10 protein-coding genes and 3 pseudogenes are annotated in these 13429 nt (G+C 60.3%); 10 read left to right on the top strand and 3 right to left on the bottom strand.

Annotated features, from left to right (window positions below; all coding sequences use genetic code 11):
* Window positions 1–7: 7 nt before the first annotated feature.
* Together AC3Z8Y_RS19535 and AC3Z8Y_RS19530 are read left to right on the top strand one after the other, a co-directional pair.
* Window positions 8–2881, top strand: a pseudogene (locus AC3Z8Y_RS19535) (DUF637 domain-containing protein); the annotation flags it as partial.
* Complete coding sequence (locus tag AC3Z8Y_RS19530; RefSeq protein ID WP_490087212.1) at window positions 2881–3237, top strand: immunity 8 family protein; 357 nt, start codon at window positions 2881–2883, stop codon at window positions 3235–3237. The pseudogene AC3Z8Y_RS19535 and the gene AC3Z8Y_RS19530, both read left to right, overlap by 1 nt.
* Window positions 3238–3532: 295 nt before the next feature.
* Here AC3Z8Y_RS19530 and AC3Z8Y_RS19525 read toward each other — a convergent pair.
* Both AC3Z8Y_RS19525 and AC3Z8Y_RS19520 read right to left on the bottom strand, forming a co-directional pair.
* Window positions 3533–3658: pseudogene (locus AC3Z8Y_RS19525) on the bottom strand (IS30 family transposase); the annotation flags it as partial.
* A 106-nt stretch (window positions 3659–3764) separates the two neighbouring features.
* On the bottom strand, window positions 3765–4058 hold the full coding sequence (locus tag AC3Z8Y_RS19520; protein ID WP_490087211.1) for a DUF1484 family protein: 294 nt from the start codon (window positions 4056–4058) through the stop codon (window positions 3765–3767).
* 508 nt (window positions 4059–4566) lie between these two features.
* On the opposite strand from AC3Z8Y_RS19520, the pseudogene AC3Z8Y_RS19515 reads away from it, so the two are divergent.
* The 3 genes and pseudogenes from AC3Z8Y_RS19515 to AC3Z8Y_RS19505 form a co-directional block, all read left to right on the top strand.
* Window positions 4567–5025, top strand: a pseudogene (locus AC3Z8Y_RS19515) (hemagglutinin repeat-containing protein); the annotation flags it as partial.
* Window positions 5026–5032: 7 nt separating this feature from the next.
* Complete coding sequence (locus AC3Z8Y_RS19510; RefSeq protein WP_490090051.1) at window positions 5033–5428, top strand: hemagglutinin repeat-containing protein; 396 nt, start codon at window positions 5033–5035, stop codon at window positions 5426–5428.
* A 347-nt stretch (window positions 5429–5775) separates the two neighbouring features.
* Window positions 5776–6771: a LysR substrate-binding domain-containing protein gene (locus tag AC3Z8Y_RS19505; protein WP_490087210.1), complete on the top strand. Its 996-nt coding sequence runs from the start codon at window positions 5776–5778 to the stop codon at window positions 6769–6771.
* 137 nt (window positions 6772–6908) lie between these two features.
* Here the strand turns inward: AC3Z8Y_RS19505 and AC3Z8Y_RS19500 are convergent, their stop codons facing one another.
* Window positions 6909–7868: a LysR substrate-binding domain-containing protein gene (locus AC3Z8Y_RS19500; RefSeq protein ID WP_490087209.1), complete on the bottom strand. Its 960-nt coding sequence runs from the start codon at window positions 7866–7868 to the stop codon at window positions 6909–6911.
* 246 nt (window positions 7869–8114) lie between these two features.
* On the opposite strand from AC3Z8Y_RS19500, the gene AC3Z8Y_RS19495 reads away from it, so the two are divergent.
* Genes AC3Z8Y_RS19495 through AC3Z8Y_RS19475 form a run of 5 tightly spaced genes read left to right on the top strand, consistent with a single transcriptional unit; the run spans window position 8115 to window position 13419 of the window.
* Window positions 8115–9074, top strand: a complete 960-nt coding sequence (locus tag AC3Z8Y_RS19495) for an ABC transporter substrate-binding protein (protein WP_490087208.1) — start codon at window positions 8115–8117, stop codon at window positions 9072–9074.
* 17 nt (window positions 9075–9091) lie between these two features.
* The gene (locus tag AC3Z8Y_RS19490) at window positions 9092–10117 is read left to right on the top strand and encodes an amidohydrolase family protein (protein ID WP_490087207.1); all 1026 of its coding nucleotides are present in this window, start codon (window positions 9092–9094) and stop codon (window positions 10115–10117) included.
* A gap of 14 nt (window positions 10118–10131) precedes the next feature.
* Entirely contained in the window at window positions 10132–10977 is an 846-nt protein-coding gene (locus AC3Z8Y_RS19485) for an amidohydrolase family protein (RefSeq protein ID WP_490087206.1), read from the top strand.
* 29 nt (window positions 10978–11006) lie between these two features.
* Entirely contained in the window at window positions 11007–11864 is an 858-nt protein-coding gene (locus AC3Z8Y_RS19480) for an HpcH/HpaI aldolase family protein (protein ID WP_490087205.1), read from the top strand.
* Window positions 11865–11868: 4 nt separating this feature from the next.
* On the top strand, window positions 11869–13419 hold the full coding sequence (locus tag AC3Z8Y_RS19475) for an acetolactate synthase large subunit (RefSeq protein ID WP_490087204.1): 1551 nt from the start codon (window positions 11869–11871) through the stop codon (window positions 13417–13419).
* Window positions 13420–13429: the final 10 nt, after the last annotated feature.

Below are 13429 nucleotides of genomic sequence, written 5' to 3'. Positions count from 1 at the left end.
GATCTAGGCCGGCACTCGCCTGGACCTGCTGGCTGTGAACACCATTACCAACAAGGCCGGCGGCATCATTGCCGGGCGAGACGTCAGCGTGAGCGCAGTCAATGGTGACGTGCTTAACGAGCGCACTGTCACTACGCACCAGAGCGGTGTTGGGACCAGGACCGAACAACGCGATTTTGCCGACAGCGCCGCTCGCATCGAGGCCGCCAATGACCTGAGCGTGTCGGCCGGGCGTGACATCAGCAACCGTGGCAGCGTGCTGGAAACCGGGCGGGACCTCACGCTCAGCGCAGGCCGTGACGTGATCATCGCGTCCACCGAGGTAGCCAACAGCCTGTACCTCAATAGCAAACACAACAGCAGCGACATCACCCAGCTTGGCTCGACGGTAACCGCAGGTCGTGATCTGAGCGTACAGGCCGGCCGCAGCCTCAATGTTATTGCCAGCCAGCTGGAGGCCAAGCGCGATATCGCGCTGGCGGCAACCGGGAATCTCGCGATCAGCTCGGCGGCGGATGAGGAGCACTCGCTTTCCAAGAGCAAAAAGGTCACCCGACAGGAAGACCATGTAAGCCAAGTAGGAAGCACGATCACAGCGGGCGGCTCGTTGGCAGCGAGTGTCGGCCAGGACATAACCATCACCTCCAGCCGCCTCGCCGCGAATGACGAAGCTTACCTTGTGGCCGGGGGCAAACTGGACCTGCTCGCCGCCCAGGACAGCGACTACTCGCTTTACAGCAAGAAGAAAAAAGGCCACTTCGGCGCGAAGAAAACCAAGCGCGACGAAGTGACCCAAGTCACTAACATCGGTAGCGCGATCAAGACCGGCGCCGACCTGCTGCTGGTCAGCGGCGGCAACCAGACCTACCAGGCCGCCAAGCTCGACAGCGGCAAGGACCTGACCCTCAACAGCGGCGGCGCCATTGCCTTCGAAGGCGTGAAAGACCTGCATCAGGAGAGCCACGAGAAGAGCAACAGCAGCCTGGCCTGGACCAGCGCCAAGGGCAAAGGCAACACCGACGAAACCCTGCGCCAGAGTGAGCTGGTGGCCAAAGGGGACGTGGCGATCAATGCGGTGAACGGGCTGCACATCGACGTGAAGCAGGTGAACCAGCAGACGGTGAGCCAGGCGATCGATGCGATGGTGAAGGCCGACCCGCAGCTGGCGTGGCTGAAGGACGCTGAGAAGCGGGGGGATGTGGATTGGCGGCAGGTGAAGGAGATTCACGACTCCTTCAAGTACAGCCAGTCGGGGTTAGGGGCGGGTGCGCAGTTGGCGTTGGCGATTGTGATGGCCGTATTCGTTGGGCCTGCAGCCATGAGTGCGCTGTCGGGTGCAGGGACCGTGGTCGCCGCCGGTGGTGCGGCCGTTGCAACTGGCGCGGCGACCAACGCGGCTAGCAGCTTCATCAGCAACAAGGGTGACTTGGGTGCGGTGTTCAAGGACACGACTTCCAGTGACGCGCTCAAAGGCTATGCGGTCAGTGCCATCACGGCAGGCCTGACCGCAGGCGTGTTCGATGGGCTGACCGCAACGCACACCGACCCGCTGACTGGGAAGATAACGATCGACCTTAGCAGCGTGGAAAACGTAGGCCGATTCGCTGCGAGTCAGATGTTGCAAAACACCACGTCGGCCGCCTTAAGCAAAGCGCTGGGCATGAACGCGAGCTTTGGCGATGCCCTTACCACCTCGCTTCTGAACACCGCAGCGGCTACCAGCTTCAATGCCGCTGGCGGGCTGAATTTGGCTGACGGAGGTGTCGGCAAAATCGCTCTGCACGCCTTGATAGGCGGTGTATTGGCCGAGGCGTCTGGGAGCGATTTCTTGTCTGGAGCAGTAGCGGCAGGCGCGAATGAGGCACTCGCTACTCAACTGCGCCGTGGTGTCACGCAACTTTCACCGGAACAGCGCGACCTCCTGTTGACCTCCGCATCGCAGCTGGTTGGGCTGCTCTCGGCGGCAGTGGTTGGCGGTGACGCCAAAGCGGTGGAAGCCGGCGCCTGGATAGCCAAAAATGCCACTCAGTACAACTTCCTCAACCATTCGGACATGAAGGATTTTGTAGGCGATATGAACGCCTGCAAAAGCGACGAATGCTTCCGGAATACCTGGACGGCGAAATATGGTGATACGAGCTATGACCAGCTCAGCCAGCACAATTTGACAGATGCTCTGGAAACTGTAGGTCCCATTCGAGCGAAGGACCTGCTGGTGCAGGTTCAGGCAGGTTTGTCTGTCTTGGGCGAGCTGCAGTGTCCAACCTCCGTGTGTGACAGCTACAAGTTCACCCTCATTGACCGGGCGCTTACCGCAAGAGCTACACTGGAGCAGACTTACCAGCAGGGAACGGGCATTCTTCTTGGCGGCCTGATGGCTCCCGTTGGGGTCGTTGCCGGGGCAGTAAAAGAAGCGGCGGCTGCGGTTGAGGCGAGCGGGGCTGAGAAGGCGTATGCTTACTGGTTGGAGGGACAGGGTGCAAAAGAGGCAGCTACTAGCTCTGGCGCTGAAAATGCGGCCTTGTATCCAAAGCTGAAGGATCAACTGATACAAGAAAATCTGAGCAATATTGCGGCCCAGGACTCAAGATTAGCTGCTGCTGTGAACGGCAGCGGAACGAGAAATCCGAATTTCTCGATAGGTACTGGCTCCGCCGCTGAGGCTGACAGCCTCGGTCAGATATGGGTGGGTGCCGGTGCTAGACCTATTTCGGGCGTTCCTGGAGGCTTAATTAGTGCCGACGGAGCCCGTGTGTACAGACCCCCAACGGCAAAACCTAATACCCCTGCTCAATATAATCCAACAGGGGTGCAGGCTAACTTTCAGACGTTGCAAGATGGAAAAGTTATTGGTAATGGCCACTTGAGTGTTACGGACTAATGAAAGCAGTCATAAAATCAATCGATCTAAACGATGCCATTGCTTTTGACCAATACTGGCCCGATGACGAACAATGCTTTGGAATCTGGCTGACGGTTCAAATTGGGCCTGATGATCAAGAGGGGGGGCATCTATTTCAGATACTGGTATGTACTCCCGATTGGATTAAAAGCAAGTACTGCTCCCGGGAAGCTGTATGGGGGCGGCATATGTTGATTATTTTTGAATACGACAAGGATCTGATAGTTAAAGAGATTTCAAACTACGTTGATGGTTGCTCGGGAAAGGAGTTTTGGGATGTAGCTCAGAAACTATCTCGTATTGGGGCGTGGGAGTTTGAAGATTACGAACCATAGTTAACATATATAAGATATGCACGCCTGGCACCGGTCCTGAGCGGGTGTTATTTTATCTGCGTTAGCCTTTCCACTTAGCTACTCGCTTGGCTGTTGCTGGCTGTTCCCATAATCCGCGATGCCAGGTACTTGAGGATCATGCCATCGAGCAATGCCTTGATAACCGATTTCAGTCTGGGCAGCAGCGTCGGCAGGCGTATCGGCGGGCTGGGCTAATGCTGCAGCTGCAGCTGCCGCAGCGCTTACCTCAGCCGCCAGCAATGCAGGGCGGTTGCAGAAACCGAGTGCAACACTGTCACTGAGTTAATGGGGGTGAATCATGATACATGCCCATCACCTCGGTGATTACCTTGATCGGGCATTTGAAATCGAAGCGCTTGCGAGGGCGAATGTTCAGTCGATACGCAACAACGTCCAGATCTGTGGGAAACGCTCACCGCCAGCAGGGCCCGACCACCGCCGGCACCCTGCGCGGTCGCTGCTCTCTCAGGGCAACCGTTAAGTAAGCACTCCGATTAAAACGGCCGTCATCCCAAGACAGTGTCCAGTCCGGCAATCACTTTTGAAAGGTTTTCCCCCAGCGGTGATAACAGGCAGTGCAGGTCATCGCTCATCAAGGGCTTGTTGTCTGCGGCCTCCAGCAGTTGAAGTACCAGCTTCATTGCGCATTCGATGGCGTTCAGCTGCTGCCTCGCTTGCTCTACCTGGCTGACGGATTCACGCATGGGCCCAACCTCTGCACCAATGGCATCTTTCAAAAGCGAAGGAGCAATGTGTAGTACGTCCGTCATGGTGTTTTGAATCTGCGAGAGCGGCGTCATTTCGCGTCCTCGGCGTTCGCAGGGAACCTGTTGTAAACGCCTTGAGGGCTGGTGGTGTATCCGTTCATCCCCGACTTGGACGAGAAGTTTGCGTATATGCCAGCAAGCGTCGTGCGATGAAATTCGGCTGGGCGAAGCGTAGGCGGATTAAGGGCGTGCATGGATAAAGCTCCTTTGCTATTAGAGCTGCCACAGCTCGTCGCCAAACGAGAGGGTGGCAGCTGTACGCAGGTTGGCGAACCGGGGCAAAGGAACCCGGCAGACCTGAAGGTCTCCCGCGCACAGCCGCCATAACGTATAACGCCGGGCACAAAAAAAGCGCCTGTGTTCACGGTCGGTGGGCGCTGGTGCGCCTTTGCATGTCCGGGTCGCCAAACCCGGTCGCTGGATTGACAGCGACAGGCGAAGGGTACTGGCTCAGGCTTTGCCTCGCAAGCGACTCCTGCAGTCGCGGCACAGGTGGGTCCTCGGCCGTCCACTAGCGAGGATCAGTTCAAGTATCCAGCAAGTCGGCAACCGGCTGGGCCTGCTCGCAGGTAACACGATTACCAACAAGGCCGGCGGGATTATCGCCGGGCGGGATGTCAGCGCCACGGCGGTCAGTGGGGATGTGATCAACGAACGCAGCAACGTTGCGCTCGACAGTACCGCGCGCGGCCAGTTGCACAAGGATTACGCCGACAGCGCTGCCCGCATCGAGGCCGCCAACGACCTGAGCGTGTCGGCCGGGCGTGACATCAGCAACCTTGGCATCGTGCTGCAAACCGGCCGGGACCTCACGCTCAGCGCGGGCCGCGACGTGAACATCGCGTCCACGGAGGTCGCCAACAGCCTGTACCTCAATAGCAAACACAACAGCAGCGACATCATCCAGCTTGGCTCCACGGTAACCGCAGGCCGTGATCTGAGCGTACAGGCCGGCCGCAGCCTCAATGTTATTGCCAGCCAGCGTGAAGCCAAGCGCGATGACGGTAATCAAGGCGGGCCTTAGCAGCTACCAGGCCTGGCAGGCGGCTCAATTGGCCGATGCCAACGGCGCCATTGGCGGAGACGGCAGCTATTGGGGCGTCAGCCTTTCGCTGGGCTCGCAGCATTCCCAATCCCAGCAGCTTCAGAAGCAGACGACCAACCAAGCGGGGACGTTGACCGCCGGGCGCGATGTGGGCATTACCGCCACGGGCAACCAGGGGGCTGAGGGCGATATCCTGCTGCAAGGCACGCAAGTGAAAGCAGGGCGCGATATTTCGCTGGATGCGAAGCGTGACGTCCTGCTACTTGCATCTGCCGATACGCCAACGCTTAGCGGCAAAAACAGCAGTGGCGGCGGCAGTAGCCGAGCTATACAGGCAAGGGCAGGGTGTGCGTACTGAACCGCGCGAGGTGTCGGCAAAAATTTTCATAACGCTCACTACCACCAACCCGGCTGATGAAATGGTTGCCCTTAACCATTCACTCAAGCGTATTTACTTTTTTCTCAATGGATACGGCAGCGATACCTGCGCAAAATTCCAACGCGCCCTCTTGCGGAAAGCGCCAAGAAGAGGAGGCCAACCATCGCCACCAACACCTTCAACACCAACCTTTCCTTGCGCAGCCCAGCCGTACCCGGCGCTCGATACTTCGTTGCCATGCCTCCTCGCTGAAAAAAGCTGGCGGCTCCTGCCGGGCCCATTCATGCGCTGATTTGAAGAAAGCTCAAACGGCTGAGGTACACAAGGTGAAACGTCTCGACTGGTATTTGCAGATCAACCTGAAGGCGCGACACTTGCGCCTTCTCATGGCTATCGACACGTACCGCAATCTGACTCAAGTGGCGGAGGTCACCCATGTCACCGTGCCTGCCGTGTCGAAGTCACTGGCGGAACTCGAGCGGGGGCTCGGGCTGGCTTTGTTTTCACGCACTACACGGGGCTTGATGCCCACGCCGTACGGCGAATGTCTCATTCGGCATGCGCGAACAATGTTAGGGATCCTGCACCAGGCCCGCGATGAACTGAAGGGCCTGACCTCGGGAGCCGAAGGCAAAGTGCGCATCGGCATGTTGCCTGCTTCCGCTTCGGTGCTGGTGCCGCAGGCGTTGAGTTTGCTCAAGCAGCAATCGCCGGGCACCAATGTGACGGTGGTCGAAGGCACGACCGAGTCGTTGCTGCCAGAGCTGTGGCAGGGCCGTCTCGATCTGGTTGTAGGTCGCTTGCCGCCCCCGGATACCCTTGGTAGCTTCGAGGAGCAGGAACTGCTCGAGGAGCCGGTGGTACTGATGACGGGCCGTCATCATCCACTTGCTCGAAAGAAAACCCTGGACTGGCTGGACCTTTGCGCCTACCCCTGGATTTTGCCACCACCGGGTTCGATTCTGCGCGATCCGCTGGAGCGCGCGCTTGAAGCGAATGATGTACCCCTCAGCAACAACTATATCGAGACGCTCTCGATTCACGTTGTGCGTGCACATCTCCAAGTATCGGATTTCATCGCGGTCATGGCCGAGTCACTGGCCAATGATCCTGTACAACCTTTCCATAAACTTCCATTAAGCCTTCCCAGGCTACTGCGCCCGACCGGCGTGTTGTGGAACCGTAACCGTGGCCTCACACCCAGTGCTCAACTCATGGTTTCGTGTCTACAAGGGGCCGCAGAGCAACTGCTCCCGGGCCTCGCCGCTACGTCATCCTCGACCAAAGCCAGGCGCACCCGGCTACCAACTGACGCAAGCTGAGCGCTCCTTTTTTTCGCTGAAGCTACCTAGGTTTAAGCGCCTGGTTAACAACATGGCGTCGGTGCAATACCGACATTTGGCCAAGTGATTCCCACGTTAACCGGAGCAGGGCGCTGTGGCTCCGATCTAGCAGGGCGCTACTGCGCGTGTGAAAGCTCGCCGAGACGCGCCAACTGCTGCCGGGCAGTTTCTTCCAGGTACTGGACCATCAGTTGAGCACTGGGTGTGAGGCCGCGGTTGCGATTCCACAGCACGCCGACCGGGCGAACCAATCGAGGCAGGCTCAACGGCAGCACATGAAGTGGTTGCACGGGATCACTGGCGATCGACACCGCCATTATTGCGATGGAATCAGAAACTCGCAGGTGCTCGCGGACGACGTGAATCGAGAGCGTCTCGATGTAGTTGCTGCTCAGTGGTACGTCATTCGCTTCCAACACCCGCTCCAGCGGATCGCGTAGCAGTGAGCCGGGCGGCGGCAGGATCCAGGGATAGGCGCAAAGGTCGAGCCATTGCAGGGTGTTCTTTCGGGCAAGCGGATGGTGACGGCCCGTCATCAGCACCACCGGCTCCTCGAGCAGTTCTTTTTCCTCGAAGCTGCCGAGCGTATCCGGGGGTGGCAGGCGGCCTACCACCAGATCGAGGCGGCCCTGCCACAGCTCGGGCAGCAACGACTCTGACGTACCCTCGATGATCGTCACATTGGTACTGGGCGAGCGTTGCTTTAGCAGGTTCAGCGCCTGGGGCAGCAGCACCGAGGCCGAGGCGGGCAGCATGCCGATGCGGATCTTGCCCTCGGCCCCCGAACTCAAAGCCTTGAGCTGGTCGCGGGCGTCATGCAGCACCGTCAACATGGATCGCGCGTGCCGAATCAGGCAGTCGCCATAGGGTGTGGGCATCAAGCCCTGCGTGGTGCGTGAAAACAGGGCGAGCCCGAGGCCTCGTTCGAGCTCGGTCAATGACTTCGACACGGCAGGTACGCTCACATGAGTGACCTCGGCCACCTGGGTCAGGTTGCGGTACGTGTCGATCGCCACCAGCAGGCGCAAGTGCCGCGCCTTCAGGTTGACCTGCAGGTACCAGTCGAACTCCGCCATGCGTGCTCCTCAGTGGCTTTACCGTTTCGTTAAGCCTAACCCATTTTTACTCAATCGACCGGTGAGCAACTCGCGTGCACCCTACGAATGCGTCCACCGGTGATCCAGATTTCCATGATGTAAAACCCGGTAGATACCCAGTTGCCCTTCAAGGCCCGCAGAGACCTTGGCGCTACTCCCCTGCAGCGGCTGAACCGTACCTCTGCAAGTAGTCGTTTTACAAAAATCACCACTCGGGAAAGATCAATGTCAGTTCATCTCAAGATTGCTATCGCCGACCATCCACACACTGCAGCGATCCGCAGCGGCGCCATCAAGATCGAGGGCGTGGATGCCGAATTTATAACGGTGAAGCCGCAGATTGCCGCTTTCCGTCGCATGGTCCGCGATGTCGAATTCGATGTCTGCGAAATCGCCCCCACCACCTACATTATCGCCCGCGCCTATGGTGCACCCTTCGTAGCCCTGCCGATTTTCGTCGTGCGTCGCTTCCACCATTCAGGCCTGCTGGTCCGCCCGGATGCCGGTATCAAGGTACCGAAGGATCTTGAAGGCAAGAAGGTCGGCGTGCGTGCCTACTCCGTGACCACCGGCGTGTGGACCCGTCAGGTGCTGATGGACGAGTTCGGCCTCGATTCGAGCAAGGTTACCTGGGTCGTCGACGACGAAGAGCATGTGACGCAGCTCAAGCTGCCCTCCAACGTTATCCACGCCACCCGCCCACTGGCCGACATGATGGCTGATGGCGAACTGGCTGCAGGGTTTGGCGCCGCGGCCGGTATCGGCCGCACCGGCAACCCTACAGACGGCTGGAAGGAAGTGGAGGCCGACTATCCCGATCTCTTCCCGAATGCAGCTGAAATCGAAGCTGAATACTACGCACGCACCGGCGTGTACCCCATGCACGGCACCATCGTGGTCAAGGACTCGATCCTTGCCGAGCACCCGTGGGTGGCCAAGTCCATTTATGACGCCTTCGAGAAAGCCAAGCAGGCCTACCTCGCCCGGCTCGATAGCGGCGATGCCACCAGCGAGACCGATAAGAAGTATCTCGAACTGCGCAAAGTTGTCGGCCACGACCCGCTCCCTTACGGCATCGAAGCCAACCGCAAGACCATCGAGGCACTGGAGTCGACAGCCTTTGAGCAGGGCCTGACACCGCGTCGCATGTCCATGGACGAGCTGTTCGTAGATCCCCAGGCCTGAATTTTCCGGAGCAGATTATGATCATTGATTGCCACGGTCATTTCACGACCGTACCCGCTTCGTTCCGTGACTGGCGCGCCAAACAGATCGAGGCCGCCGACAACCCGCTCAACGCGCCGCCGCTGTCTGGCGCCCATGTGACCGACGACCAGATCCGCGAGGGCGTCGGCAACGGTCAGTTGCGCCTGCAAAAAGAACGCGGCGGCGACCTCACACTGTTCTCACCGATCGCCGGCCTGATGAGTCACCACCTGGGCAACGAACGCACTAGCCTGGAATGGGCAGAGGTCTCCAACGATCTTGTGCGCCGTGTCTGCGACATCTATCCCGACAACTTCGTGCCGGTCTGCCAGTTGCCGCAGTCGCCACTCGCGCCCCCGAAGAACTCCATTGCCGAGCTGCGTCGCTGCGTAGAGGAGATGGGCTTCGTGGGCTGCAACCTGAACCCTGATCCGAGCGGCGGCTACTGGACCGGCACGCCTATTACCGATCGCGAGTGGTACCCGCTTTACGAGGCAATGTGCGACCTGGATGTACCTGCCATGGTCCACGTCGCTGCCTCCTGCAACCCCTGCCACCACGGCACCGGTGCGCATTACCTCAATGCCGACACCTCGGTTTTCATGCAGCTGCTGCAAAGCGACCTGTTCAAGGATTTTCCGACCCTGCGCTTGGTGATCCCGCATGGCGGCGGCGCCGTGCCCTACCACTGGGGTCGCTATCGCGGCATGTCGCTGGAAATCGCCAAGCGGCCGCTCGAAGGCCTGCTGGATAACATCTTCTTCGACACCTGTGTTTACCACCACCCGGGCGTCGAGTTGCTGACCAAGGTCGTGCCCACCAGCAATGTGCTGTTCGGCTCGGAAATGGTCGGTGCCGTACGCGGCAGGGACCCGGACACCGATCAGTACTTCGACGATACCAAGCGGTATCTGGATGCCTGCACGGCGCTCTCCGATGCGGACCGTCACGCCATCTTTGAAGGCAACGTTCGGCGCGTGTACCCGCGCCTCGACAAGCATCTGAAGGCCAAAGGCAAGTAAGGCAGGGGCAGACTATGAACATTATCGATATCCACCCTCACATCATCTCGGACGACGAGACGCGCTACCGGCCCGCACCGCTGTTCGGCAAGCGTTCAGACTGGTCGCAAGAGCGGCCGAGCACCGTCGAAACGCTGGTCCAGGCCATGGACGAAGCTGGCGTGGCCAAAGCCGCCGTGGTGCACTCGTCGACGACCTACGGGTTCGACAATAGCTACGTGGTCGATGGCTGCAACCAGTACAAGGATCGGCTCGTCGCCGTTGGCTCCGTGGATATGCTGGCCGACGACGTGCCAGCGGTAATCAGATCCTGGGTCGACAAGGGCCTCGCCGGCCTGCGCATCTTCACCGGCGGCTCCACCAAGGACTTCGACCCCAGCGAGCTCGATGATCCCAGGTCGTTCAAGGCCTGGGAAATGCTCGCGGAGCTGAACGTGCCGATGTGCATCCAGACCGGCCCGACCGGCTTGCCGTATGTGCGCATGCTTGCCGAGAAATTCCCCGGGGTAAACATCATCCTCGACCACCTGGGCCGCCCGGACGTACTCGACGGCCCGCCCTATGCCAACGCCGCCGGCCTGTTCGCGCTCGCCGACCTGCCCAACATCTACCTGAAGCTGACGCCGCGCATCTTCGGCGATGTGGAAAAGGACAAGGCCAGCGCCGAGACCTTCTTCCCCCGGGTCGTTGAAGCGTTCGGGGCACAGCGCATGGCCTGGGGCTCAAACTTCCCCACCTCGCCCGGCACCCTCAAGGAAATTCTAGCGACTGCTCAGAAGGGGCTGGCGTGCCTCACCGACGAAGATCGCAACTGGATCTTCGGCAAGACCGCGCAAACGCTGTACCCGGCATTGCGCTGAGGCTGACCCCCTTTCATGAGGAAGTGAACATGAGCAACACACGTCTGAACAGCATCATCCGCGCATTCGAGGCTGGCCAGCCCGCCTACATGGCCTTCGCCAAGCTGGACAAGCAGACCGCCATAGAAATGAGCGACGCCCCGTACGACGGCATCGTCTACGAGATGGAGCACAACCCGTACGATGTCAGCGCCCTGGGCGACGCCTTGCAATACATGCTGAACCGCAAGCAGATCGCCGAATCAGGCTCGGTGGCGCCACGGGTGACGCCGATCGCGCGCATCCCGGCGAACGGCATCGAGATGAACCAGACCTTTGCCAAGCAGGTATTGGATCGCGGCTGCTATGGCGTGATCTGGCCGCACGTGGCCACCGTCGAGCAGGCCTACAACGCTGTCGCCTCCTGCCGTTATGCCCGGCCCAAGGGCGCGGCGCTTTACGAGCCAAAGGGCGTACGCGGCGACGGCCCGGCCAACGCAGCGCGTTATTGGGGCCTGACGATGGCCGAGTATTACGAGAAGGCCGACGTCTGGCCGCTGGCGCCACAGGGCGAAATCGTGGTGGGCCTGATGTGCGAGAGCACTCAGGCCATCGAAAACCTAGACGATATTCTTGCCAACGTACCGGGCATCGGTTTCATCCTGATCGGCGAAGGCGACCTCAGCCAGGAACTGGGCTTCCCACGCCAGTACGAGCACCCGGAAGTCCAGGACGCGATGCGTCGTATCGTCGAAACCTGCCGCAAGCACGACGTTATCGTCGGCAACCCGCATGTGACGGCCAACAACCATCGCCGCCTGCTCGACGAGGGCTACCGCGTGCTGCTGTCGGCACCCAAACGCTCCTACGGTGTGGTTGGCCAGGCTCGCGAACTGGCGGGGTACTGATGCGATGAACGGCGCTGAAAGCCTCGTCGCGACCCTGATCGATCAGGGCGTGGACATTTGCTTTGCCAACCCGGGTACGTCGGAGATGCATTTCCTTGCAGCGCTCGGTGGAAACCCGCAGATGCGCAGCGTGCTGTGCCTGTTCGAAGGTGTAGCCACCGGCGCTGCCGACGGCTGGTACCGGATGAAGGACACGCCAGCCTCCACGCTTCTGCATCTGGGGCCTGGCCTGGCCAACGGCCTGGCTAACATCCACAACGCCAAGCGCGCCTCGTCGGGCATGGTCAACATCATCGGCGAACATTCCGCGTCGCATCTCAAGTACGACCCGCCGTTGACCTCCGACATCGAAGGCCTGGCGCGCCCGCTGAGTCACTGGGTGCGGCGTGCAGGGTCGGCCGATTCCATCGCCTGGGACACCGCCCAGGCCGTGGCCAAGGCCAGCGAGCATCCCGGGCAGATTGCCACCCTGATCCTGCCAGGCGACGCGTCGTGGCAGCAGGCCGGCGCAGCCCCTGTGCTACCACCATCTGTGGAAACCAGGCGCAAGGCACCGAGCGCCGAACGCGTCGAGCATATCGCTCGCGTACTGCGCTCGGGTGAGCCGACACTGATCATCCTCGCCAACAAGGCCACGCGGGGCGGGGCGCTGGAGAAGGCCGGTCGTGTAGCCGCGGCCACCGGGGCTCAATTGGGCTCGCAGTTCTTCACCGCACGTATCGAGCGCGGCGCGGGTTTCGTGCCCATCTCGCGCATTCCTTACGCCGTTTCACAGGCCATGGCGTTCCTCAAGGACTTCAAGCACATTGTCACGGTCGAGACGCGGGAGCCTGTGGCTTTCTTCGCTTACCCCGACAAGCCGAGCCTGCTCAAGGCGCAAGGTACGCTGGTACATGAACTCGTCGAAGCGGACGAGGACAGCGAACTCGCTTTTGACATGTTGCTTCAGGCGCTGGGGGCCAGCAATGTGTCCCCGATTCTGCAGCCGCGTATCCAGACTGCAGTGCCAACCGGCGCGCTCAACCCCACGAGCATTGCCCACGCACTGGCAGCTGCCATGCCCGAGCATTGCATCCTGGTGGACGAGTCGCTGACCACGGGCCGCGAGTCCATCGGGCTGACCATCGGGGCGCAGCCGCACGACCTCATCAATAACATGGGCGGGTCCATCGGCTACGCCACGCCTGTGGCTACCGGCGCGGCGCTGGCCTGCCCGGAGCGCCGGGTGTTCTGCATGGTCGGCGATGGCAGCGCGATGTACACGATCCAGTCGCTGTGGACCCAAGCTCGCGAAAACCTGAACGTCACGACGATCATCTTCGCCAACAACACCTACGCCATTCTCAAGGCCGAGTACGCCAACATGGGTGCCGGAACGCCTGGGGAGCGCGCGTTATCGATGATCGACATCGACCGCCCGAGCATCGATTGGCAGGCCATGGCCAAAAGCATGGGGGTGCCCAGCATCGCCGTGGACACCGCCGAAGGTTTCTACAAGGCCATGGCCAATTCGACCCGAGAGCCGGGCCCTTGCCTGATCGAAGTCAAACTCTGAACCCGTCCAG

It is taken from the genome of Pseudomonas sp. 3MAES_34.3B, from assembly GCF_058145875.1.
This window is presented reverse-complemented; position numbering and strand designations above follow the sequence as displayed.